A 23430-nucleotide genomic window follows, 5' to 3' on the forward strand; every position below is an offset into this window, starting at 1 on the left:
CGTTATGATTGCGCTGCAATTCCGAAGGAGTTGCCATGAAAATCCGAGAAGCATATACATTTGATGATGTGTTGCTGCAACCTGCAGCTTCAGACATCCTCCCTGCCCAAGTTAATACAACCTCCCGTCTTACCAACTCGATTGAGCTGGGCATTCCGTTGATATCCAGCGCGATGGATACGGTCACTGAGTCTGCGATGGCCATTGCCATGGCTCAGTTGGGCGGAATAGGGGTTATCCATAAAAACCTGTCAATCGAAGAGCAAGCCAACGAAGTCAGGCGCGTTAAGAAATTCGAAGCAGGTATGGTTGTGAACCCTGTTACGATTTCACCCGATGCACCTCTTTCTGAAGCCTTGCATCTGATGCAGATCAACAAAATTTCCGGTATTCCGGTAACGGAACGCAAAAACGGAAAACTGGTCGGTATCCTGACCAACCGCGATGTTCGTTTTGCGAACGATACCAGTCAGGCCGTGTATGAATTGATGACACGGGATAACCTGATCACGGTAAAAGAAGGGGCGTCTCACGAGGAAGCCAAGGCCCTTCTGCATAAAAGCCGTATTGAAAAACTGTTGGTTGTCGATAACAGCTATCGCTGTATCGGGCTGATCACAGTAAAGGATATCGAGCGTTCGACGCTTTATCCAGATGCCAGTAAAGACGATAAAGGCCGGTTACGGGTTGCCGCTGCCGTCGGTATCGGGGACGACGGATTGGAACGCGCCCAGGAATTGATCTCTGCTGAAGTTGACGTTCTGATTGTTGACACCGCGCACGGGCATTCCTCTCGTGTTCTGGAGGCCGTTACCAAAGTCAAGGCACTGAACAAAACGGTTCAGGTCATTGGCGGTAATGTTGCGACGGCAGGCGGTACAGAAGCTTTAATCGGGGCTGGTGTTGACGCCGTGAAGGTTGGCATCGGACCGGGTTCGATTTGCACGACCCGTATCGTTGCAGGAGTTGGAACGCCCCAATTAACAGCCATTATGGATGCTGCGGAAGTCGCTCGGAAGAATAATATTCCCATTATTGCAGATGGCGGCATCAAGACGTCAGGCGATTTGGCTAAGGCCCTCGCAGGGGGTGCAACATGTGCGATGATTGGCTCCTTGCTGGCCGGTACGGATGAAAGTCCGGGAGAGGTGTTCCTGTTCCAGGGGCGTTCGTTCAAATCCTATCGGGGCATGGGATCCTTGGGGGCAATGGCCCGTGGATCTGCTGATCGCTATTTCCAGGAAGAGGTTTCCGATAATTTGAAACTGGTTCCAGAAGGTATTGAGGGACGGGTACCGCATCGCGGACCTGCCAACGCAGTGGTCCATCAATTGGTTGGCGGCTTGAAAGCGGCAATGGGTTATACGGGAAGTGAAACCATTGACATACTCCAGAAGAATGCCAGTTTTGTAAGAATTACAAATGCCGGCCTAAAAGAAAGCCACGTTCATGATGTGGCGATTACACGTGAAGCTCCGAATTACCGTCAAGGTTAGGAACAAATAGTATGAAATCATCTGCCCGGCTGTCAGCCGTCATCGAAATTCTGGATCAGTGGCATGCTGAACCCGGGCCGGTGGAACATAGAATTCGAAATTATTTTCGGACCCGTCGGTATGCGGGATCGAAAGACCGGCGCTGGGTAACTGAATTTATCTTCAGTTATTTTCGGCGTCAGGGTGAAATCCGCTGGTTGTCGGCGCAGTCTGGCTTGAGCAATGACAGTCGCCTGCAATGTTGTTTAGCGCAGCTTTTGTTCAGTGGTGCGGATATTGCTGATTTCGAGGCAGAGTTTCTGGATGGCCCACATGTTCAGGAGCCGCTCTCGGACGACGAAAGAGAGGGCCTTCTGTCTGCCTGTTCGCGAAACGCTGACGAGATGCCTGATTGGGCCGTTGGCAATATGCCGGAATGGATTTTGGAATTGCTGACGGATCAGTATGGTGAGGACGCTGCTGATCTTGTTTTACGTTTTCAAGAGCGGTCACCCCTCACAGTGCGGGTCAATAGCCTGCAAACAGATGTGGATCGGGTTATCGAACTTTTGGCGGCGGACGATATCGAGGCGGCACGCACAGAATACTCCCCGGTGGCTCTAACAGTCCCAACAAATGTTCGGCTTCAGCAAACAGCCGTTTTTGAAAAAGGCTTGATTGAAATACAGGATGAAGCCGCGCAGGTTGCATCACTGCTGACAGATGCCAAGGCGGGTCAGACCGTTGTTGATTATTGTGCGGGGGCTGGCGGAAAATCGCTGGCGATTGCGGCGCAAATGACCAATCAGGGGCAGATTTTTGCGTTTGATATCAGCGAACGCAGAATGAAGGATATAGCGCTTCGAAAGCGGCGCGCCCAAGTCGATATCATCGAAGCCTCGTGCCTGCAGCAATCCGAAAAGGACGAGGAAATTTTTGACCGCTTAGGCTTGTCGGCAGATCGGGTATTTGTCGATGCACCCTGCAGTGGTTCGGGAACCTGGCGACGGCAGCCGGACCAAAAATGGTCCTTTAGCCAGGAAGCACTGGATGATTTGATAAGTGTACAACGGGATGTCCTGTCACAGGCAAGACGGCTTGTCGCTGTTGGGGGACGGCTGATTTATGCCACATGTTCTGTTTTTCAGTCTGAAAATGAGGCCCAGGTGAGCGCATTTCTGGAACGAAATCCTGATTTTGTGCGTGTGCCGGTTGCTGATATTTGGAAAGAGTGTGGTTTAAGCGGCGACTATTCAGGAGATTTCCTGGCCTTTCGTCCAACTGACGGCGGTCCTGACGGTTTCTTCGCTGCGGTGCTGGAGCGGCAATCAGCGTCTTAGATACCAAAAGACGCTGCGTAAACATGTGACTGGACGCACAACTGTTCATAATCAGCTGGTCATCTATTTTAGAAGTCTTTTATACTCGTTCCGAAAAACATGATGGGGTGTGCTATGAGATTACGTCCTTTTTTTACAGTGATATGTACGATCGCGGCCACGCAACTTCTTATGTCTCAAGTGGTGTTTGGGATGGGGGGAAGCTCTGATTCAACTGAAGTAACAGTCACTGAACCCGCGGAATACGCACTTGGGAAAAAGCAAATTGAAAGTCAGGATTGGACAGGCGCAATTCAGTCTTTTTCCATGGTTGTGAAGAAAAACCCGAAGAATGCGGATGCGTTCAACTATATGGGCTATGCAAGCCGGAAGATGGGAGCCTTTGACAAGGCGTTCGGTTACTACGAGCAAGCATTGTCCATTAACCCAAACCACCGCGGAGCCAATGAATATATTGGTGAAGCTTATTTGATGACGGGGAATTTAAAGAAAGCAGAAGAGCATTTGTCCAGACTGGATGAAATTTGCACCTTCGGTTGCCCTGAATATACCATGTTGAAACGGGCCGTTTCTGATTATAAAGAAAAAAACAGCTAACAGTTACTCGGCCGCAACAGCGTGGGCCTGTGTCGCTTTTGGAAGGAACAGCGTAAATACTGTTCCTTTCTTTCCGTCACTTTGAACACTGATATGACCATTGGATTGTTTTATAAATCCAAAAACCATACTCAGGCCCAGACCGGTTCCTTTTCCAATCTCCTTGGTGGTAAAGAAGGGCTCAAATATTTTCTCCTGATGTTCTGCCGGTATTCCCGCACCGGTATCGGTGACGCTGATGGCAACATAGTCACCGGCCGGAAAGTCATTTGCGCGGTTCCTGAATTTTTCAGCCTGTATGTGGTTTCGCGTTGAAATAACAATTTCTCCGCCGGACGGCATGGAATCCCGCGCGTTATTAACCAGATTTAAAAGAGCATTTTCCAGTTGGCCCAAATCTGTATGGGCCGGCCATAGGTCTTTTGGATGTTCGACTTTAATTTGAATTTGTTTTCCGGTTCCTCGGGAGAGGAGAGAAAAAAAGCCTGACAGCTCTGTTTTTATATCAGTAGCACGCGGGTTCAAATGTTGTTTTCTTGAAAAAGACAGCAGTTGCTGGGTTAAATCTGCCCCACGCAATGTGGCCTTTTCAATGTTTTTCAGCATTCGATGCTGTTCGGTTTCATCGAGATTAATCAGTTCGCGCAACCGTTCGGCATTTCCCAGAAGGATTGCCAGCAGATTATTGAAGTCATGGGCAATGCCTCCCGTAAGGCGGCCAATGGCTTCCATTTTCTGGGATTGCCTGAGTTGTTCCTGAACGAGAACACTGGATGTGACGTCGCGCCCGATGCCACGGTATCCCGCAAACTCGCCACTTGCGTTAAAAATTGGTTTTCCGGAAATAGCGAGATAGCGTTTTGTTCCGTCGGGGTGGCAGTAAACAGTTTCAAAGTCTTTAAACGGGGCGGGGGTCGATCGTTGAAGGATCAGCGCGTTCCAATTGTCCTGATCTTCAAACATATCAAGAAGCTCTCTCATGTCTCTTCCCAGAACCAGACGTAATTTCCGGCCGAGTGTTTTTTGCCCGAGTTTAGACAGATAGGTCAGTACAAAATCTTGATCGATTTCCCACATCCAGTCAGACGCTGACATGCTGAAATCCCGAAATTTTTCTTCGCTTTTCTTCAGCTTTAATTCGGCAATAGCTTGTTTGGTTATGTCCACATAGACTGAAAGCAATCCAAGTTCCTGTATTTTCCTGTTTTCAATATCCAGTATCGTGCCATCGGGCCGCTTGCGTTGGTAATGGATGTGATCATTTTGTGCGATGAAATCGACCCAATCGTTAAACAGGGTTTCAGTGTCTTGCTTTTCAAATTCGTTTTTGTCAGCTAGATGCGCGATGACATTTTTAAATGGCGTGCCCGGGCGGCAGAGGCTTGCCGGGATACTTAAAAGCTCTTGAAGGCTTTTGTTCGCAAACAGTATTCGATAATCCATGTCCAGAAGTAAGTATCCATTTTGGGATGCCTCCAGAATTTGTGCGATCAGTTTGTTGTTTTGAGAGAGTTCATGTTCGGCAATCTGGCGCTTGATACTTTCTGTTTCAGTGTCTTTGATTTCGCTGTATCGGTGTTTTAGGCCGACGATCAGAGGAAAGACTGCCAAGCCATAAAATGCCATGGCAACGTAACATAAATCGAATCCGATCAACGAAATGCCGTCCAGTTTAATGGGTGGGTTGGTCAGATAGCTAATCAAAAAGCCGATCCAAAGTAGAAAACCTGATCCCAGTATCAGTTTCAGGCTTTTGTTCTTTGCATCTACTTCCACTGTAAAAATACAGAGGCTGACAAAGACAATGCCGACAACAAACAGTTCAAACAGATCAATCGTCAGGTAATCCACTCTGGGCCACTTTCATCGCTATTGCGCAAATCAATAATAGAACATTTCTTTATTTTAATTAATTTCATATCGACACATTGCTAAAGAGTAAAGACTTTGGAAGAAGTGCAAAAATGATGTACTAAATTCTTTTGCGTTCAAGTGGTCAAAAAACACGTAAATCCGCTGGACTTCTCTCATTAGTGAGGCTAAACACCGTCTATGAAAAACAGTATTTTGATCATCGACTTTGGAAGTCAGGTCACTCAGCTTATCGCGCGCCGTGTCCGTGAGGCTGGGGTTTATAGCGAGATTGTTCCATTTAATATTGCAGAAGAGAAACTTGATAGTTTTTCTCCCAGTGGCATCATTCTCTCCGGTGGGCCCGCCTCCGTTATTGGAGACGAAACCCCTCGTGCACCTAAGCGGGTTTTTGAGATGGGAATTCCCGTTTTGGGGATCTGTTATGGTCAGCAGACCATGTGCGCGCAATTGGGTGGACGCGTTGAGGCGCCAGACCATCGTGAATTTGGCCGGGCGATGCTTGAAGTCAAAAAGGAATGCCCTCTGTTTGACGGCGTTTGGGACGTTGGATCCAGCAACCAAGTTTGGATGAGCCATGGCGATACAGTGACGCAAATCCCAGAAGGATTTGATACCGTCGCAACGTCAAAAGGTGCCCCCTTTGCCGCGATTGCGGATATTAAGCGCAATTTTTATGCTGTTCAGTTCCACCCTGAAGTGGTTCACACCTTGAAGGGTGACAAATTGCTTTCAAATTTTGTTCATAAAATTTGCGGGCTTGCAGGTGATTGGACCATGGCTGCGTTTAAAGAGCAGGCAATTGAAGCGATCCGCCTCCAGGTGGGGGATGCAAAAGTTATTTGTGGCCTGTCTGGCGGTGTTGATAGTTCCGTCGCTGCGGTCTTGATTCATGAAGCAATCGGTGATCAACTGACATGTGTGTATGTGGATAACGGCCTTATGCGGACAGGCGAATCCGAACAGGTTGTATCACTGTTCCGGGATAAATATAATATCCCGCTTATCCACAGAGATGCATCCGACCTGTTTTTAAACGAACTGGAAGGTCAGGATGATCCGGAAACCAAGCGCAAAATCATCGGACGGATCTTTATTGACGTTTTTGATGAAGAGGCGAGTAAAATCGGCGGCGCAGAATTCCTTGCCCAAGGCACACTATATCCAGACGTTATTGAATCCGTGTCTTTTTCCGGAGGACCCAGCGTAACGATCAAGTCGCATCATAATGTGGGTGGCTTGCCCGAACGTATGAACATGAAACTGCTGGAGCCGTTTCGGGAACTCTTTAAAGACGAAGTGCGGGCACTGGGCCGTGAGTTGGGAATGGCGCCTGAACTCGTTGATCGCCATCCTTTCCCGGGGCCGGGCCTCGCCATTCGGGTACCAGGGGCTCTGAGCCGCGAGAGACTGGACATCCTGCGCAAAGCAGACGTTATTTACCTCGAAGAAATTCGAAATGCAGGTCTCTATGACGAAATATGGCAAGCATTTGCCGTGTTGCTTCCCGTTCGGACTGTTGGGGTCATGGGCGATAATCGTACTTACGATTATGTTTGTGCTCTGCGGGCTGTCACCTCTACGGATGGTATGACAGCAGATTATTATCCTTTTGAACACGACTTTTTGGGGCGTGTATCGACTCGAATTATCAATGAAGTTCAAGGGATTAACAGAGTTGTCTATGACACAACCTCAAAACCTCCCGGGACGATTGAGTGGGAATAATCTGGTTACATTTGGTGTTAATGCTTGGAGCCGCCCTTTTGGGCGGCTTTAATCTGTTCAGCGAGAAAGGAACCGGACGCCACCGTCTTGTTGGCCGCATTTGGATGTTGTTCATGGGCATCGCAGCCATGATTTCTTTTGAAATTCGCGAATTAAGCCCAGGATCTTATAGCTGGATACATTTATTATCCGTTTGGACTCTTCTTTGTCTGGTAATTGGCCTTTGGGCCGCCAGAACCGGGCGTATTCGTGTTCATAAAGGCTTTATGATCGGCACATATGCAGGAGCCTTGGTCGCGGGCTTTTTTGCCATGCTTCCGGGACGCTTCATCAGTCAGCTTTTATCTGGTGCGTAAAGTATGGTTCGGATTGAACATTGTGCATGTGGATTATTGACCGTTTGATTAAGAGATCGCCAGAGTGACGCCATTAGGGGATCGTGGACGTGTTGGAGAAAGCGGTTACGATATAGTCAATTGCTTTTCGGACACGCACTGGCATATGCCGGCGTTCAGGATAAACGATCCACTGGGATCGGCTTCTGTCTTCATAGCCTTCAAGAATTGGGATCAATGTTCCGGATCTGAGTTCCTCTTCCAAGTTTGTTTTTGGCGTGTAAATGATCCCCAGACTGTTGATCGCGGCGGCTTTTGTGGCCAACATGCTGTTGGCCTTCCAGGAGCCGGAAACCCGGACATCTATTGGGTCCCCTGATTGCCGATCCATGAAGTGCCAAAGATCACTGTTGATAAGAAGGCATGGATAGTTCTTTAACTCATTGGGATGGTTCGGCTGGCCATATTGCGACAGGAAGTCGGGGGTGGCCGCGCACACCATTTCTCGGCTCGAGAGCTTTCTGGCAATCATTCCATTTTCAGGTAATGTGCCGTAGCGAATGGCAAAATCAAATCCATTATCGATCAAATTGACAAATTGTGTATCAAAAATCATTTCGATGAAAACGCCCGGATTTTCTTTTGCAAATGCGACGAGAAGGGGGGATATTTTTTCTTCAGCGAAAGGTCCGGCTGCTGCAACTTTTATCTTGCCTGCCAATTCAGTGTTACGCGCCGACGCGCTGTGATTGGCTTCTTCCAAACCGTCCAGAACATCGGAGATCTTTCGGTAATACGCCGTACCGATATCGGTTAGCCGAACGACACGGGTCGAACGACTGAAGAGTTTTACGCCCAGACGATCTTCCAATGCACTGATTTGTTTTGAAATATGGGATGTTGATACGGAGAGGCGCTGAGCTGCCTTGGTGAAGCTTTCGGTTTCAGCCACCATCGCAAATTCCTGAATTCCGTCAATCTGTAACATAGGGGGCTATTGTTTCTATATGGAAATAATGTTTTTCAATTTGCGCCTATAGTAAACCATCAGCAACAATAATAGATAGCACTAAGCGTACTTGCATGTAATTGATCGGAGTTGATGAAAATATGTCAAAGAAAATTCTTGTTGTTTTGACGTCCCATGACCGTCTTGGCGATACTGGGGAGAAGACGGGATTCTGGTTGGAAGAATTAGCCGCGCCTTATTACGTGTTTCGGGATGCAGGTTTTGAGCTGACACTGGCATCCCCTGAAGGTGGACAGCCACCGCTTGATCCGAAAAGCGATGATCCGGCGTCACAAACGGAGGATACTCGCCGTTTTCAGGGGGATCACGAAGCCAACGAAGCCTTGGCAAATACGAAGAAAATATCAGAGGTAACATCTGGCGATTTTGATGCCGTCTTTTACCCTGGTGGTCATGGCCCAATGTTTGATCTGGTTTCAGATGCAAATTCCATTCGGCTAATTGAAGAATTTTGGGCCACGGACAAAATCGTTTCAGCCGTTTGTCATGCGCCCATCGCGCTTGCGAATGCTAAAGAAAAAAGTGGGGACTATCTTGTAAAGAACCGTAAAGTCACTGGTTTTACCAATTCTGAGGAGGCCGCTGTCGGTCTGACGGGTGTCGTACCACAATTGCTGGAAGATACGCTCAAAGACCGAGGGGGTGATTTCCACAAGTCAGATGACTGGGCGCCCTTTGTTGTTCAGGACGGAAACCTGATTACAGGACAAAATCCGGCGTCTTCTGCCGAAGTCGCGACACTGGTGGTGAAATCGCTTAGATAATGGCCGCCGTCAAACTGGCTTTAGAACTAGCCGGAGGACACATATCGCAAAGCCTGTCTTGCAAAACCGCGTCTCGCGGAAAAACACGGCCGGCTTTGCAATCCTCTCAGGTGTCTGGCTACGACGCTCAGTGAGTTGTTTCGATTGCCGATTGTCGGTCAATTTTATAAGCAATCTCTGATGCGATATCGTGCCAGCCAAATTGGCGTGCGGCATGAAGGGCCCGGTGTAACCCACATGTATCAATTAGATTTTGTGCGATTGCTCGTTTGTCAGTCTCTAGGTATGTGCTGGCCATACTGTTTACTCCCAGCGTAAATCTGAACATAAAAGGACTTTAGCGTTAATCCATGAATTTTAGGTAAAGATAAAATACGTTTTTTGTTGGTCGAAATCAGGGTCAATTTTTGATATTAGAAAACTTGAATTTACAGATTAAATGTGCCATACTTCTTTTATTGATTTGCTGCTATTTCCGAAGGGCAACCTGCCTTAAGGACACAGAAACATAGAAACGAGCGACTGGCAGCAGTCAATAGATAACGATGTCAAGGACGTCTGAATTTTTTGGGCGCCGACCGGATATATGGATGAACTTTTGGGACGCTTTTTTATGGCGCCGTGCTTGAAATAGAGATTTCCCATCCGGATTATGAGCATTGACACCGCGAGGATTGAAAACAGTTCTGGTGCTTTACGGAGGCCGGGACTTTATGAAAATCTTTTGCACGCCCCGAGAAATCTCTCTGGACGAAATTTATTGCGTCCGCTGGTCGTCTATTTTTGCCCCTCCCATCAACTTGATCTTTTCAAGAATCAGTGCTCCTTATTGATAAAGAGTGCCTCTTATGGCGGACAGGATGGACTGTTCCAACCTTTTGCATTGCAAACAGCGTGCTCCATCAGTGGGTATCAGGGCGTTCTTTTCATTTCATCCTAACAAATCAGGCGAATGCTCTTTCAATCACCCTGTTCATGAAACGGAGGCGCCGAAATACTGATAGAGAAGGGCAATAACAACCGCAATTCCGAGCCAAAGAGCCACATTTTTCAATAATCCGTTCATGCCGGTTCGGCGCACATGATAGACAAAGCCGGGCAAAACTAAAAAAAATGCCATAAACAGGCCAATAAGCTGCAATACACTAAATTCGTCCATGATCTTTATTCCCTGACATTCATTTCTATGTATTATCACGGAGCGATATGAAAAGAGCTAAATTTGTGTAACAACAATTGCCTTCCGACTGCAGGCGGTTTATTTTATCCGTCAAATTTTAGAGATACTGGAGCATTTTGTGTCTGATATTTTCAGTGAAGTGGATGAAGAAGTCCGCAAAGACAAGTCAATGGAACTTTGGAACAGGTATGGCAAATTTGTCATCGCCGGTTCGATCTTGGTCGTTGCGGCGACGGCAGCCACAGTTGGATGGAAAAATTACCAACAGTCTGAATCCCGGGCGCAGGGAAAACAGTTCGAAGATGCTTTGGCATTGATCGGCGAAAAGAAATTTGATGAGGCCTCTTCTGCGTTTGCTGCTTTGGCGGAAACGGGCAGTGAAGGATATCAGGCGTTGGCACTGTTGCGGCAGGCTGACGCTTTGCTGAAGGCGGGAAAAGGCGATGAAGCCGTTGCTGTCTTTGATGCAATCGCAGCCAATGACGCACTTGCTGAAGAATTCCGGGGACTGGCTTCCATCAAAGCTGGTTTTTACCTGTTGGATAATGGAACTGCTGATGATGTTCGCCAGCGTGTTACAGATGCGAGTGCACCGGGGGGGATCTGGTCTGCATTGGCAAAGGAAATTCTGGCGCTGAATGACTTGAAAGCAGGGAAAATCGATGAAGCGCGCCAACAATTTTCTGCGCTAAAAGAAGACGCGTCTGCTCCATCGGGGGTAAAGCAGCGGGCCGCAGAGTTACTGCTGGCCATAGAAAACAAATAACCTGACTGCATTGAGGGGTTCTGGCGTGAAGTTACATGTCCGTTATATGGGAAAAATTGCGCTGTTCGCCTGTTCGGCGGCATTGTTAACCGGTTGTTCGCTGTTGCCCGATTGGCTGGGAGAGGCCGAGGCCCCCCCGCTTCCGGGTGAAAGAATTTCCATTTTGGCGTTGGAGCAGTCACTGGAGCCTGATGAAGGGGTTGCTGATGTAACAGTGCGTCTACCCGCACCATATGTAAATGCAAACTGGCCGCAAAATGGTGGTACGGCCAGCAACGTCATGCATCACTTGACGCTGGGGGATGATTTAAAAGAGGTCTGGCGCGCTAATATCGGCGAAGGCTCTGACGATGAAAGTCGGCTGCCGTCCACTCCGATTGTCGCTGAAGGCACTGTTTATGTGATGGATAGTGAAAGTCGCGTCCGTGCTTTTTCCCAGGAAACCGGTGAAAAACTCTGGGCTGTGAACTTGACCCCTCCTGAAGAAGAGGACGGTGTTGTCGGCGGCGGTCTTGCCGCTGAATATGGCCGTCTATTTGCCACCACGTCCTATGGCGAGGTGTTTTCTCTGGATCCTAAATCGGGTGGAATGTATTGGAAAGCATCGATTGGTGCCCCTTTGCGCGCCGCACCCACAGCCGCTGAGGATTTGCTTTTTGTAACAACCTACGACAATCGTATTTTCGCCCTTAACGTTCTGACCGGTGAAACTGAGTGGAGTTATGAAGGCGGTGTTGAAACAACTGGACTTTTAGGCGCGGCCAGCCCTGCTGTTGAAAAAGGAACAGTCGTTGTGCCGTTCTCATCGGGTGAGTTGTTCGCCTTGCGTGCCAACAATGGTGCACAAGCCTGGAGTGACCAACTCAAACGTAAGCGTCGTTTGAGTTCCCTGACGTCATTGGCGGATATTAACGCTTTTCCGGTGATTGATCGGGGAATGATTTTTGCCGCCAGTTATTCCGGCCAGATGGTCGGGATTGATCTTCGAACCGGTAATCGGAAATGGAGCCAGGAAATCTCTACATTGCAGACCCCATGGGTTGCCGGAGATTTTGTCTATGTGATCTCGACAGACGGTGAACTGGTCTGCCTGTCGCGCAAAAATGGATTGATCCGCTGGGTACGATCTTTGGGTAAATTTGAAGATCCTGAAGAGAAAACAGGTCTAATTGTGTGGTCAGGACCCGTTTTAGCAAGTGATCGTTTGATTTTGGTCTCCAATTACGGTATTGCGGTGTCTGTTTCCCCCTATGACGGCAAAATTCTGGGGAAAGTTGAATTATCAGACACGGCTTCCTTGGCACCCGTCGTTGCGGGAGGCATGTTGTTTGTTCTAACGGATGATGCCCAATTAGTGGCATATCGCTAAGATAATCGATGTCATTTACAGTAGCTATTATTGGACGTCCCAATGTGGGCAAGTCCACTCTATTCAATCGTCTGGTCGGGAAACGCCTCGCCCTTGTTGATGATACGCCGGGCGTGACCCGCGATCGTCGCGAAGGGGAAGCCCGTATCGGTTCGCTTAAATTCAAAGTCATTGACACTGCCGGGCTGGAAGAAGCCTTCGACGATAGCCTGGAAGGGCGCATGCGTCGGCAAACCGAAATGGCCTTGGAAGAAGCAGACGTCGCATTAATGATATTTGATGCACGCGCTGGTGTTACGCCAATGGACAAGCATTTTGCAGGTTGGCTGCGGAAAACAGAAAAACCAGTCATTTTGTGTGCTAATAAATGCGAAGGCCGTATTGCTGAAACGGAAATGATGGAAGCTTATTCGCTGGGCTTGGGTGATCCCATTGCATTGTCGGCAGAGCACGGGGAAGGCATCGGTGAATTATTTGATGCGTTGCTTCCATTTGAAGTTGAACAGGTTCCTGATGTTGCCGCAAAGGACCGTCCTTTGGCTTTGGCCATTGTTGGTCGGCCTAACGCGGGCAAATCGACGTTGGTCAATCATTTGATCGGCGAAGAACGGTTGCTGACCGGGCCGGAAGCAGGGGTTACACGGGATTCGATTTCTGTTGAATGGGAATTTGAAGGTCAAAAAATAAAGCTGGTGGATACCGCCGGTATTCGCCGCCGATCCCGGGTTCAAAAGAAGCTGGAAAAACTGTCCGTTGCGGACAGTCTGCGGGTTATAAAATTGGCAGAAGTTGTCGTTCTGGTGATTGACGCGGATGTATCCTTTGAAAAGCAGGACCTGACCATCGCCGCCCATGTGATTGAAGAGGGGCGCGGTCTGGTTGTTGCTGTTAATAAGTGGGATACCGTTCGGGATCGTAACGCCATGCTGCAACATATTCGCGACAAGTTGCAGATTTCATTGCCTCAGGTGAGAGGGGTTCCCGTTGTTACCCTGTCAGCCTTGACCGGACGCGGACTTGAAAAGCTTTTGCCGCAGGTCATCCGGGTGTATGAACTTTGGAATAAGCGGATTCCAACGTCTCAGCTAAACCGTTGGCTGGAACATATGCTTGAGAAGCATCCACCGCCGATGGCAAAGGGTCGTCGCCTCAAGGTCCGGTATATTACTCAGGTAAAATCGCGGCCACCGACCTTCTCATTATTTATGTCGTCTCGCGGTGAGCTGCCGGAAAGCTATCTCAGATATCTGATTAACGGATTGCGCGAAGATTTTGACATGCCAGCGGTTCCCATTCGGATTGCGACACGAACGGGCAAAAATCCGTATGTGAAAGAATAGAAAAACAGGGCCTGATTAGGGCCCTGTTTTTTTGTCTAATCAGATGTTTCAGCGGTCCCGGATGTTTGTCACGGTCCAAACAAGCTTTTCTTCATTTACCTGCTCGCATTCCAGTCCCAGCATTTCACGGTGGGAACGGATGGCACCGATCCAGAGTTCTTTCCAGCAGGACAAGACAAGGCTGCGTTCGTCCCCGCTCAGGCCTTTTACAATCCGAAGTCCTGTCTGTTCGAAACTGGTCGTTTCCTCTGTTTTGTGATTGGATATCGGCGTGATACCGTCACCCATACCGTTCATCATCTGCATAAGATAGTGTGTTGCGTCTGCCGCATTCCCGTCCACGGTTTTCAGTGCTGCGGCAGTTTGCGCGTAATATTGCAAACCAATCAACCGGGCTGTGATACTCGCATGTTCTTTTGTTTCGTCATATCCAATAACCTTTACAAGTTCGCTCAGTCCGTTGCGGATATACTCCATCGCATAATTTCTATTAGCTTTTTCAAGCCGCTCTTCGCTCCAGTCGGAAGCGGGTGGTTTAGGCTGGTCCTCGGCCTTGAACGGAGGGGGCAGCTCGCCTTTCGCAAACTGCAAGCGTTCATCTTCGGATAAATCGTGATCATATTCCTTGAAATACCCGCAAAACCCGAATTCGCCGGTCATATCTTCGGAAACACAGACATATCCCAACCGCGGGTTTTTAAGGCTTACGCCGTTATGGGCATACCAGCCGCGCAGGAACCCTCGGCTGACGCCAATTGGAACTCCACAGAGGGTCGGACCGTCATACATCCATCGGGGGTAACGGAATCGCACCCACGCCTTTGTTTTACTTTCGGCCATATATTCAACGGGGACGCCACCGATGGAATTGGACAGGACATGGTATTTTGCACAGGCAATCGCGTCTGGTTCATGGGACAGGCCCAGTTTTTCAAAGCTGCTCAGGAATTTGGATAGATGTTGTCGCCGAAACAGCTTGAACATCCACTCTTCCATGACCTCCGGCCCCTTGTGAGTGGATATTCTAAGCTGTAGGCCTAGTAGATAGGCGTGGTGTATGGCAGCCTGAGCCCTAATCGGCTCAACAGTGGCTTGTGTCATCCTGTGTCCTTCCATTCCGTGGAACGTTATTTTTGAACACAGTTTAAGACGCTATCGCCGGGAAGTCACGTGATCAACGTTCCGTTCTGATTGAACTCTGATGATAATGCATCGAGGAACAGATCTGTTTTCTGCTCTGGCGTTGGCAGCGTTGACTGGTCTTCCCCGGGGAAAGCAGACAGACGGAGTTTTGTGGCCGTTGGTCCCGGATCAATCAGGTTGACCTTCAAATTGGTTTTGGCGACTTCGCCTGCATATGTCAGGACCAGGCTTTCAAGCGCGGCCTTGGAGGCTGCATAGCCGCTCCAGTATAATTTATGCTCTCTTGCTGCACTGGCTGTCACAAAAACGGCCCGGCCAGCGTCACTGGCCCGCAGCAGTGGATCCAACGCGCGGAGCAGGCGCCAGTTGGCATGCACGTTTAGTTTAAAAACATCTTCCCAAAGTTTAGGGGAATATTGTGGTGCCGGGGTCAATTTACCAAGGGTGCCGGCAGCAGCTACAAGCATATCCAGCTTCTTAAAACGCTCCAGTAACGGGGCCGCCAGACCATCGATGGCGTCGGTTTCCAGAAGATCAAGCGGTACAAGCGTTGCACTTCCACCGGCGGACTGGATGGCGTCATCGACTTCTTCCAAGCCACCAACAGAGCGGGCAATCAGGATGACATGCGCCCCTTCAGCAGCAAGCGCTTTGGCAACGGCTGCGCCGATCCCGCGAGAGGCGCCCGTTACGAGGGCGGTCTTGTTCTCAAATCGTTTTGACATGGAGTTTCCTAGGATCTTTCGGCCAACCGTGTGAGTTCTTTGTCCGCGCCTGTGTCATGGTCTGTCAGGCTAATGGGGTAATCGCCAGAGAAGCAGGCGTCGCAATATTGAGGTTGCTCATTATTCCGGTGGGTTTCTCCCATTGCGACATAAAGACCATCCAAAGAGATAAAGCTGAGACTATCCGCACCGATAAAGTCGCACATTCCTTTGACATCATACTGCGCGGCCAGAAGTTTCTGGCGTGTGGGTGTATCGACACCATAGAAGCAGGAATTTGTCGTTGGGGGGCTGGCAATGCGCATATGAACTTCTGTTGCGCCCGCATCGCGCACCATCTGCACGATTTTCGTCGATGTCGTTCCGCGAACGATACTGTCATCCACCAGGATAACCCGCTTCCCCTTGATCAGGGCACGGTTGGCGTTGTGTTTAAGTTTCACACCCAAGTGGCGGATCTGGTCTGTTGGTTCAATGAAGGTCCGGCCCACATAATGGTTCCGAATGATCCCCAGTTCAAAAGGGATACCTGATTGTTCGGCATATCCAATCGCGGCGGGGGTTCCGCTATCGGGGACTGGGATCACCAGATCGGCTTCAACCATATTCTCGGTTGCCAACTGACGGCCAATATCTTTGCGGACATCATAGACTGACCGGTTTTCAACAACACTGTCCGGGCGCGCAAAGTAGATATGCTCAAAAATGCAAAAGCGGCGAGGGGGGGTGGTGAAGGGGGATAGACTGGTAAGTCCGTTTTCATCAACAACAATCACTTCGCCCGGTTCAACGTCCCGAATGAAATCAGCACCAATGATATCAAGCGCACAGGTTTCTGAGGTCAGGATATAGGCATCGTCGATTTTACCAAGGACGAGGGGGCGAACACCAAATGGATCGCGCATTCCTACCATTTTTTTACTGGTCTGCGCGACCAGCGAATATGCACCCACAATCTTGTGCATGGCATCTACCATGCGATCCACAACTTTGATTTTCTTACTGTTGGCGATCAAATGAATGATGACTTCAGTGTCCATCGTGGACTGGAAAATACTACCCTCTGCAACCAATTGTTTGCGCAGGGTCGAGGCATTGGTCAGATTTCCATTATGCGCGACTGCGATACCACCGTTGGCCAGGTCTGCAAAAATAGGCTGTACATTGCGTAAAACTGTACCGCCTGTTGTTGCGTATCGGTTATGGCCGAGGGCGGCTGAACCGCTGAGGCTGTTGATAACATCTTCTGTTGAAAAGTTATCCCCCACTTTTCCCATAGCTTTGTGGCTATGAAAATGGGTTCCGTCATGCGAAACAATACCTGCGGCTTCCTGTCCGCGATGTTGAAGGGCGTGAAGGCCCAGCGCTGTTAAGGCACTGGCTTCTTCATGCCCGTAAATTCCAAACACACCACATTCTTCATGTAGTTTGTCGTCATCAAAAGGATTGCAAATGTTGCGAGGGGCGCTTTGCTGGGTCATTGCTTTACCTGAGTACCTTTAGTGAGATTTTCCATTTGTTGGCGGGATTTTGCATCATATCCCTTTTCCAGATTTTCAGCGGCATCCTTTAGTTTGTTTTCCACATCTTCGCGGATCACTTTTGGGATGCTCTCATATTCTTTTTTAAGGCTTTTGCCGGTTTCTGTACCGGTTTCCATGGCGATGCGAAGGTTCTTGCGCATATCAGCAGGCGTCAGTTCAGCAACAAACTCGCCACTGGCCTGAACAATAGGCAGCATCTTCGCATTGAGAATTTCTTTCGGTCTTCCGTCCGGGGGGATAAACTGAACAAAAAACAGCCATGCAATGCCAACGAGGATAATAGCCCGGCCAATTCCGAAAAAGATACCCAAGGATCGATCCAGTGCGCCCAAAGAAGAGGCTTTCACCCGATCAGAAATCGTGTGGGTCAAATAGGAAAGCGTGACAAGGCTGATAATAAAGATCAGGGATCCGGTCAGTATGTCAGCAATCAACTGAATGGTAATATATTGATGCGCGAAAGGTTTCAGTATGGGGAAAAGATAAAGGGTCACAAAAACCGCACCGATCCATCCGGTGATGGATAGAATTTCTTTAACAAATCCCCGGGCAAAACCAAAAATGGCGGAGACAAGCAGAACAACAAGAATGCCTGCATCGGCTATGTTGATCGGCAATTCTTCCATTACTTAACGCTACCTTTCTTACGCATTTACCGCTTCTTTTTCGCGGGTAAACAAGGACACAATCTCAGAAAGATGTTCGACCTCAATTATCTTGATGGTCGGATCCTTGATCTTGCTTCCAAGTGGTATAATGGCTGCTTCAAACCCGAGTTTTGCGGCTTCTTTTAACCGCGCATCCGTTTGACCAACAGCTCGAATTTCTCCAGATAAGCCAATCTCACCAAAAATGATACTCTTTTCCGGTACCGGAATGTCAGAAATTGATGAAACCAGGGCTGCAGCCACCGCTAAATCAGCCGCAGGCTCATTGACCCGAAGACCACCAGCAACATTCAGATACACTTCATTTCCGGCCAAGGATAGACCACACCGGGCATCCAGCACCGCGAGAATCATCGCGAGGCGGCTTGAATCCCAGCCAACAACGGCCCGCCGTGGCGTTGCCTGTTGAGAGGGGGCAACAAGGCCCTGAATTTCAACAAGAAGGGGGCGTGTGCCTTCCATACCGGCAAATACCGAGGCACCACTGATATCTTTTTCCTGATTACTGATAAACAGGGCAGAAGGATTTGCAACTTCCTGCAGGCCCATATCTGTCATTTCAAAGACACCGATTTCATCCGTTGCCCCGAACCGGTTCTTTACGGCCCGAAGAATGCGGAACTGGTGCCCGCGATCCCCCTCAAAATACAAGACCGTATCGACCATATGTTCAAGAACACGGGGACCGGCAATCTGCCCGTCTTTCGTCACATGGCCAACCAGCATAAGCGCACAGTTCAGTTTTTTGGCAAGCCGTATCAGTTCCTGAGAACAGGCTCGAACCTGAGAGACCGTGCCGGGTGCACTGTCCAGATTATCTGCATACATGGTTTGGATAGAATCAATGATAAGCAGATCAGGCGGTGCTGATTTTTCCAAGCTGGTGACAATGTCCCTTAGCGAGTTCGCGGCTGCCAGTTGCACCGGACTGTCTGTCAGGCCTAATCGTTTGGCCCGCATGGAAATTTGTTGGGTGGCTTCCTCGCCGGAAATATATGTGCAGGTATAGCCTCGTTTGGCCATAAGGCCGACAGCCTGCAATAGGATGGTCGATTTACCGATTCCGGGGTCACCGCCAATCAAAATGGAGGAGCCGGGTACAAAGCCCCCACCCAGAACCCGATCCAGTTCGTTTACACCGCAGAAATGACGCTTGTAGTCAGATTTTTCAGCATCAAGGGTGGTAAATTCGAGTTGTCGTCCTTTTCCGGAAGACAGGCCTTTTGGTACGATCTGCTTTCCACCATCTTCAACGATGGAGTTCCATTCACTGCAGGAATCACATTTCCCTTGCCATTTACGGTAACTGGCGCCGCAGGATTGGCATGAAAAATGTTCGGTTGATTTGGCCATTTTTACCTGTCTGTCAGGGTTTCAGGATATCGAGTTCGATGGGGCCGTTTATATCCCCTTTGACGAATTGTTCAACAAATGGGTTTCCACAGGTTTCGATTTCGTTTGCAGGTCCGACCCAGACAACGTTTCCTTTATAAAGAAGAGCGATCCGATCGGCAATTTTTTGTGCACTCTCCATGTCATGAGAGATGGTCAGGGTAGAGGCTCCTAATTCGCGGGTACAATCGCGGATCAGGTTGTCGATCACATCGCCCATGATCGGGTCGAGGCCGGTTGTTGGCTCATCAAAGAATATGATTTCCGGATTGGTTGCAATGGCTCTTGCCAGTCCAACACGCTTTTGCATGCCAATGGATAAACTGGCGGGGTTTTGAGAGGCAATGTCAGGGCCAAGACCAACGAGTGCCAGTTTCTCAAAAGCAATCTTTTTCGCTTTTTTTCTGTCCATGCCTTGCGCTTGAATAAGGCCGAAAGCAACATTTTCCCAAACGGGAAGGCTGTCAAACAGGGCGGCATATTGAAAAAGCATTCCTGTTTTTCGAAGCGTTTTTTCGCGTTCCGCCACCGACAGGCCCACCACTTGCTGACCGTCAATCAGGATTTCCCCGCTATCGGGTTCCAGCAGGCCCAGAATGCATTTCAGCATGACTGATTTTCCGGTTCCCGATCCGCCAATAACAACAAGGGATTCTCCCTCGTGGATATCAATAGACAAATTTTTCAGAACAACTTTTTTGCCAAAAGATTTGCAGACATTTTTAAGACTGATCTTGGGGGTTTTTGTCATGGATCATTAGTCCAGTAACAGGACAGTTAGGAAATAGTCACTGATGAGGATCAGAATAAAGGACGAGACAACCGCGTTTGTTGTTGCGCGACCCACACCCTGTGCGCCTCCTGTGGAGTTAAATCCGTGATAGCAGCCCATTATGGTAACGATGAAGCCAAAGACTGATGCCTTGATCAACCCGGAGATCACATCCCGGGCTTCCAGAAAATCAAAGGTGTTCTTGATGTAGGAGCTTGGATTGAAACCGAGGGATTCTGTGGCGACAAGATACCCGCCTGAAACTCCAATGATATCACCAATTAAAACCAGTATTGGCAGCGTGATAACGCCCGCCAGTACCCGAGGTGCTACCAGATATCGGTAGGGGTTGGTCGACAGCGTCACCAGGGCATCAATCTGTTCAGTTACCCGCATTGTTCCGATCTCAGCGGCAATCGCGGCACCTACACGGCCGGCAACCATAAGGCCACTTAAGACGGGTGCCAACTCACGGGTGAGGCCAATAACCACGATGGTCGCAACAGCACTTTCTGCATTAAACCGGGACGAGCCCACATAGATCTGCAAGGCGAGAACCATCCCGGTAAATAAGGCGGTCATTCCAACAACGGGCAATGAATAGTAGCCGATATTCATGAGCTGTCTAAGAAACAACCGCATGTAAAATGGGGGGAGAAAGATGTTTTTTACGCTTTGAAATGTAAAGAGGGTAAGATGTCCAACCGCAGCCATAAAGCCCAAACTAACGCGGCCAATGGCGGCCAGAAAATTCCATTCCATTTAGTCAAACCTTATTGGACAGCATTTATATACCGTCGATGACTTCGATGTCCCAGTGCTGTCAGGAGTTCGTATGAAATCGTGCCTGCCTGTGTCGCAAGTTCATCCAGATCAATCGCCCCACCGATCAAGCTGACTAACGTACCACGCTGACATTTATCTTCACTCAAACCTGTCACATCAATGGAGATCATATCCATTGAAACACGACCGATAACCGAAACTTTGTTATTTTCAATTGCGCACTCTCCGACGTCGCCCAAAGCCCGAAAATAGCCATCCGCATATCCAACGGAAACGGTTGCTACCCTCGCATTCTCCTTGCAACGCCAAGTGGCACCATAGCCAACGGCATTTTTACTGTCAACGTCATGAACCTGCAGCACTTTCCCCTGAAGGTGAATTACCTGCTTCATCGGGTTTTTCTGGCCGGGAACCGGGTTGCCACCATAAAGGGCAATGCCGGGCCGCAGAAGATCAAACTGAAAGTCAGGGCCCAGAAAAATTCCACAGGAATTTGTAAAGGATACCGGGACGTCGTGCAAAGCCGGAGGCAGGAGCGCCCGCAACCGGTGAAGCTCTGACAGCTGAAAGTCGTTATGTGGGTGCTCCGGTGTATCGGCGCAGGCGAGGTGGGAGATTATGTACCGTATCTCCAAACCGTCTAACCAATGAGGGTTTCTATTAAGTTCTTCTATATCGCTTTGCAGTAACCCCAAGCGGGTGATGCCCGTGTCCAGATGGATCATTGCGGAAAGGGGGCCATGCTCTTTGGTTGCTTTGGACCATCTGTTTATTTCATCAAGGCAATTCAGGACGGGGGTTATCCGCTCATCAATATAGATATTCTCTGCGCCGTCAAATAAGCCGCCAAGGACAAAAATCTCGGCTGCCGGCAGATATTTTCTAAGGCGAACCGCTTCTGACGGAAGCGCCACAAAGAATTTTCGGCACCCGGCAGCGTCCAGTGCCAAACCGACTTCTTTTAATCCCAGCCCGTAGGCGTCGGCCTTAACCACAGCCGCACATTCTGCCATTTCTGATTGGCTGGAAAGAAAACGATAATTTTCTTGTAGGGCGCCAAGATCTACCGTCAGGTAAGACCCTGCAAGAAAGGGGTCCATTAGTGATGCTCCGGTAAATATTGATCCACAGCCAAATCGCCAAACCGCGTGAATTCGGGCTGGAACTGCAATTTGACGATCCCGATAGGGCCATGACGTTGCTTACCAATGATCACTTCCGCCATGTTGTGGACGCGTTGCATTCGTTCCTGCCATTCCAGATGTTCAGGGGTGCCTTCACTCGGTTCTTTTCGGCCTTCGTAATATTCTTCACGATACACAAACATAACAACGTCCGCGTCCTGCTCAATTGAACCTGACTCGCGCAAGTCGGAAAGCTGGGGGCGTTTGTCTTCCCGGTTTTCAACCTGACGACTAAGCTGGGACAGGGCAATGACTGGAATGTCCAGTTCCTTCGCGACCGCCTTCAGTCCTTGTGTGACCTCTGAAATCTCTTGAACACGGCTGTCGGATCGGCCAGAGCCCTTCATCAATTGCAGGTAATCCACAACAATCAAGCCAAGTCCATGACTTCTTTTCAGTCGGCGCGCTCGCGTTCTAAGCGCGGCAATGGAAATGGCCGGGGTATCATCGATATAGAGAGGGCATTCAGACAAGAGCGCACTTTGCGGTACCAGCTTGTTGGCAAACTCTTCATCCGTCAGCTCGCCGCGGCGCAGTTTCTCCGAACTGATCTCCGTAGCCTCCGCCAGAATACGGCCGACAAGCTGTTCTGCGGACATCTCCAGGGAGAAGAAGCCAACAGGCGCCCCTTCGGCACCCCCGGTGTCCCTGTACGCCTTCGCGGCATTGTAGGCGATGTTGGTTGCAAGCGAGGTTTTACCCATCGACGGACGTCCCGCCAGAATAAGCAAATCTGATTTATGTAACCCGCCCAGTTTGCCATCCATGTCCCGAAGGCCTGTTGTTACCCCGACAAGGTTACCATCCCGTTGGAAGGCTTCTTCGATTGATTTGACGGCGTGGCCAACAGCCACTTTGATCGGGGTGAGGGCCCCTTCATGGCTTCCTGTTTCAGCAAGTGCAAATAGTTGTTTCTCAGCATTTTCAATCTGGATGGTGGCTGTATCACTGAGAGACGCCTCAAAGGCTGTATTAACGATTTCTTCGCCCAGATCGATCAATTCGCGGCGCATCGCCAAATCATAAATGATTTTACCGTAGTTTTCCGCATTGATAATTGTCGTTGCGGAGGCCGCCAGTTTTGCCAGATATTGTGCCCCGCCAATATCGGACAGGGCCTGGTCATTTTCAAAATACGACTTGAGTGTAACCGGGTCGGCAATTTCACCCCGTTCGATCAGTATGGTTGCGGCGTCGTAAATACGGGAATGCACAGGTTCGTGAAAATGTTCAGCCTTCAAAAAACCGCTCACTTTCGCTGCCGCTTCGTTATTAACAAGGATCGCACCGAGCAAATCCCGTTCTGCGTCTGAGTTATTGGGAAGCTTTCGATAGGCAGGTGACGCGGAATTTCCGTCGGCGTCCTGATCCGGAGTGTAAACTGTATTTTCCATGACGGCAGACTACCACATTTCTTTGA

At 49.3% G+C, this 23430-nt stretch carries 22 protein-coding genes; 9 read left to right on the forward strand and 13 right to left on the reverse strand.

Going from position 1 to position 23430, the window contains the following annotated elements; all coding sequences use genetic code 11:
• The first annotated feature begins 35 nt into the window (after positions 1-35).
• The 3 genes from guaB to OIR97_RS07360 all read left to right on the forward strand — a co-directional run bounded on the left by guaB (position 36) and on the right by OIR97_RS07360 (position 3412).
• Entirely contained in the window at positions 36-1496 is a 1461-nt protein-coding gene (gene guaB, locus OIR97_RS07350; RefSeq protein ID WP_169544920.1) for an IMP dehydrogenase, read from the forward strand.
• Positions 1497-1507: 11 nt separating this feature from the next.
• Positions 1508-2815, forward strand: a complete 1308-nt coding sequence (locus OIR97_RS07355) for an RsmB/NOP family class I SAM-dependent RNA methyltransferase (protein WP_169544921.1) — start codon at positions 1508-1510, stop codon at positions 2813-2815.
• 114 nt (positions 2816-2929) lie between these two features.
• The gene (locus OIR97_RS07360; protein ID WP_169544922.1) at positions 2930-3412 is read left to right on the forward strand and encodes a tetratricopeptide repeat protein; all 483 of its coding nucleotides are present in this window, start codon (positions 2930-2932) and stop codon (positions 3410-3412) included.
• A 3-nt stretch (positions 3413-3415) separates the two neighbouring features.
• Here the strand turns inward: OIR97_RS07360 and OIR97_RS07365 are convergent, their stop codons facing one another.
• Positions 3416-5263 carry a PAS domain-containing sensor histidine kinase gene (locus tag OIR97_RS07365; protein ID WP_169544923.1) on the reverse strand — a complete coding sequence of 616 codons (1848 nt, stop codon included), beginning with the start codon at positions 5261-5263 and terminating at the stop codon, positions 3416-3418.
• A gap of 201 nt (positions 5264-5464) precedes the next feature.
• On the opposite strand from OIR97_RS07365, the gene guaA reads away from it, so the two are divergent.
• On the forward strand, positions 5465-7012 hold the full coding sequence (gene guaA / locus OIR97_RS07370; protein WP_169544924.1) for a glutamine-hydrolyzing GMP synthase: 1548 nt from the start codon (positions 5465-5467) through the stop codon (positions 7010-7012).
• A 20-nt stretch (positions 7013-7032) separates the two neighbouring features.
• The gene (locus OIR97_RS07375; RefSeq protein WP_246202013.1) at positions 7033-7368 is read left to right on the forward strand and encodes a DUF2306 domain-containing protein; all 336 of its coding nucleotides are present in this window, start codon (positions 7033-7035) and stop codon (positions 7366-7368) included.
• A gap of 73 nt (positions 7369-7441) precedes the next feature.
• On the opposite strand, the gene OIR97_RS07380 is transcribed toward OIR97_RS07375, so the two are convergent.
• Entirely contained in the window at positions 7442-8335 is an 894-nt protein-coding gene (locus OIR97_RS07380) for a LysR family transcriptional regulator (RefSeq protein ID WP_169544926.1), read from the reverse strand.
• 122 nt (positions 8336-8457) lie between these two features.
• Between OIR97_RS07380 and OIR97_RS07385 the strand changes: the two genes are divergently transcribed.
• Complete coding sequence (locus OIR97_RS07385; protein ID WP_169544927.1) at positions 8458-9141, forward strand: type 1 glutamine amidotransferase domain-containing protein; 684 nt, start codon at positions 8458-8460, stop codon at positions 9139-9141.
• Positions 9142-9268: 127 nt separating this feature from the next.
• Here OIR97_RS07385 and OIR97_RS07390 read toward each other — a convergent pair whose 3' ends face one another.
• Together OIR97_RS07390 and OIR97_RS07395 are read right to left on the reverse strand one after the other, a co-directional pair.
• Positions 9269-9439 carry a hypothetical protein gene (locus OIR97_RS07390; RefSeq protein ID WP_169544928.1) on the reverse strand — a complete coding sequence of 57 codons (171 nt, stop codon included), beginning with the start codon at positions 9437-9439 and terminating at the stop codon, positions 9269-9271.
• 675 nt (positions 9440-10114) lie between these two features.
• Positions 10115-10300 carry a hypothetical protein gene (locus tag OIR97_RS07395; RefSeq protein WP_169544929.1) on the reverse strand — a complete coding sequence of 62 codons (186 nt, stop codon included), beginning with the start codon at positions 10298-10300 and terminating at the stop codon, positions 10115-10117.
• A 139-nt stretch (positions 10301-10439) separates the two neighbouring features.
• Here OIR97_RS07395 and OIR97_RS07400 point away from each other — a divergent pair, with 139 nt between their 5' ends.
• From OIR97_RS07400 to der, 3 genes are read left to right on the forward strand one after another with little or no spacing between them, the layout of a single operon-like run.
• Complete coding sequence (locus OIR97_RS07400) at positions 10440-11087, forward strand: tetratricopeptide repeat protein (RefSeq protein WP_169544930.1); 648 nt, start codon at positions 10440-10442, stop codon at positions 11085-11087.
• Positions 11088-11112: 25 nt separating this feature from the next.
• A complete protein-coding gene (locus OIR97_RS07405) occupies positions 11113-12456 on the forward strand; it encodes an outer membrane protein assembly factor BamB family protein (protein ID WP_169544931.1) in 1344 nt (447 codons plus the stop codon).
• Positions 12457-12464: 8 nt separating this feature from the next.
• Positions 12465-13796, forward strand: a complete 1332-nt coding sequence (gene der, locus OIR97_RS07410; protein WP_169544932.1) for a ribosome biogenesis GTPase Der — start codon at positions 12465-12467, stop codon at positions 13794-13796.
• 48 nt (positions 13797-13844) lie between these two features.
• Here the strand turns inward: der and OIR97_RS07415 are convergent, their stop codons facing one another.
• The 9 genes from OIR97_RS07415 to OIR97_RS07455 all read right to left on the reverse strand — a co-directional run bounded on the left by OIR97_RS07415 (position 13845) and on the right by OIR97_RS07455 (position 23404).
• Positions 13845-14897, reverse strand: coding sequence for a hypothetical protein (locus OIR97_RS07415; RefSeq protein WP_169544933.1), 1053 nt, complete (start codon positions 14895-14897; stop codon positions 13845-13847).
• A gap of 65 nt (positions 14898-14962) precedes the next feature.
• Entirely contained in the window at positions 14963-15664 is a 702-nt protein-coding gene (locus OIR97_RS07420) for an SDR family NAD(P)-dependent oxidoreductase (RefSeq protein WP_169544934.1), read from the reverse strand.
• 8 nt (positions 15665-15672) lie between these two features.
• Positions 15673-17145 (reverse strand): amidophosphoribosyltransferase, encoded by a 1473-nt coding sequence (gene purF / locus OIR97_RS07425; protein WP_169544935.1) that lies wholly within the window; start codon positions 17143-17145, stop codon positions 15673-15675.
• Positions 17142-17834, reverse strand: coding sequence for a CvpA family protein (locus OIR97_RS07430; protein ID WP_169544936.1), 693 nt, complete (start codon positions 17832-17834; stop codon positions 17142-17144). The genes purF and OIR97_RS07430 overlap by 4 nt, the downstream gene beginning before the upstream one ends.
• Positions 17835-17852: 18 nt before the next feature.
• Positions 17853-19229 carry a DNA repair protein RadA gene (gene radA, locus OIR97_RS07435; RefSeq protein ID WP_169544937.1) on the reverse strand — a complete coding sequence of 459 codons (1377 nt, stop codon included), beginning with the start codon at positions 19227-19229 and terminating at the stop codon, positions 17853-17855.
• A 13-nt stretch (positions 19230-19242) separates the two neighbouring features.
• On the reverse strand, positions 19243-20019 hold the full coding sequence (locus OIR97_RS07440; protein ID WP_169544938.1) for an ABC transporter ATP-binding protein: 777 nt from the start codon (positions 20017-20019) through the stop codon (positions 19243-19245).
• A 6-nt stretch (positions 20020-20025) separates the two neighbouring features.
• Positions 20026-20802: an MlaE family ABC transporter permease gene (locus OIR97_RS07445; RefSeq protein WP_169544939.1), complete on the reverse strand. Its 777-nt coding sequence runs from the start codon at positions 20800-20802 to the stop codon at positions 20026-20028.
• 11 nt (positions 20803-20813) lie between these two features.
• Positions 20814-21926 (reverse strand): alanine racemase, encoded by a 1113-nt coding sequence (alr, locus tag OIR97_RS07450; protein ID WP_169544940.1) that lies wholly within the window; start codon positions 21924-21926, stop codon positions 20814-20816.
• Positions 21926-23404, reverse strand: a complete 1479-nt coding sequence (locus OIR97_RS07455; RefSeq protein ID WP_169544941.1) for a replicative DNA helicase — start codon at positions 23402-23404, stop codon at positions 21926-21928. Before OIR97_RS07455 ends, alr begins: the two co-directional genes overlap by 1 nt.
• Between the last annotated feature and the right edge of the window lie 26 nt (positions 23405-23430).

The sequence above is a fragment of the Sneathiella aquimaris genome (assembly GCF_026409565.1).
In the GTDB taxonomy this organism is placed as follows: Bacteria; Pseudomonadota; Alphaproteobacteria; order Sneathiellales; family Sneathiellaceae; genus Sneathiella; species Sneathiella aquimaris.

Coding starts and splice junctions, on each gene's coding strand:
- guaB (WP_169544920.1), top strand. CDS start 36: ATGAAAATCCGAGAAGCATATACATTTGATGATGTGTTGCTGCAACCT.
- OIR97_RS07355 (WP_169544921.1), top strand. CDS start 1,508: ATGAAATCATCTGCCCGGCTGTCAGCCGTCATCGAAATTCTGGATCAG.
- OIR97_RS07360 (WP_169544922.1), top strand. CDS start 2,930: ATGAGATTACGTCCTTTTTTTACAGTGATATGTACGATCGCGGCCACG.
- guaA (WP_169544924.1), top strand. CDS start 5,465: ATGAAAAACAGTATTTTGATCATCGACTTTGGAAGTCAGGTCACTCAG.
- OIR97_RS07375 (WP_246202013.1), top strand. CDS start 7,033: ATGCTTGGAGCCGCCCTTTTGGGCGGCTTTAATCTGTTCAGCGAGAAA.
- OIR97_RS07380 (WP_169544926.1), bottom strand. CDS start 8,335: ATGTTACAGATTGACGGAATTCAGGAATTTGCGATGGTGGCTGAAACC.
- OIR97_RS07385 (WP_169544927.1), top strand. CDS start 8,458: ATGTCAAAGAAAATTCTTGTTGTTTTGACGTCCCATGACCGTCTTGGC.
- OIR97_RS07390 (WP_169544928.1), bottom strand. CDS start 9,439: ATGGCCAGCACATACCTAGAGACTGACAAACGAGCAATCGCACAAAAT.
- OIR97_RS07395 (WP_169544929.1), bottom strand. CDS start 10,300: ATGGACGAATTTAGTGTATTGCAGCTTATTGGCCTGTTTATGGCATTT.
- der (WP_169544932.1), top strand. CDS start 12,465: ATGTCATTTACAGTAGCTATTATTGGACGTCCCAATGTGGGCAAGTCC.
- OIR97_RS07415 (WP_169544933.1), bottom strand. CDS start 14,897: ATGACACAAGCCACTGTTGAGCCGATTAGGGCTCAGGCTGCCATACAC.
- OIR97_RS07420 (WP_169544934.1), bottom strand. CDS start 15,664: ATGTCAAAACGATTTGAGAACAAGACCGCCCTCGTAACGGGCGCCTCT.
- purF (WP_169544935.1), bottom strand. CDS start 17,145: ATGACCCAGCAAAGCGCCCCTCGCAACATTTGCAATCCTTTTGATGAC.
- OIR97_RS07430 (WP_169544936.1), bottom strand. CDS start 17,834: ATGGAAGAATTGCCGATCAACATAGCCGATGCAGGCATTCTTGTTGTT.
- radA (WP_169544937.1), bottom strand. CDS start 19,229: ATGGCCAAATCAACCGAACATTTTTCATGCCAATCCTGCGGCGCCAGT.
- OIR97_RS07440 (WP_169544938.1), bottom strand. CDS start 20,019: ATGACAAAAACCCCCAAGATCAGTCTTAAAAATGTCTGCAAATCTTTT.
- OIR97_RS07445 (WP_169544939.1), bottom strand. CDS start 20,802: ATGGAATGGAATTTTCTGGCCGCCATTGGCCGCGTTAGTTTGGGCTTT.
- alr (WP_169544940.1), bottom strand. CDS start 21,926: ATGGACCCCTTTCTTGCAGGGTCTTACCTGACGGTAGATCTTGGCGCC.
- OIR97_RS07455 (WP_169544941.1), bottom strand. CDS start 23,404: ATGGAAAATACAGTTTACACTCCGGATCAGGACGCCGACGGAAATTCC.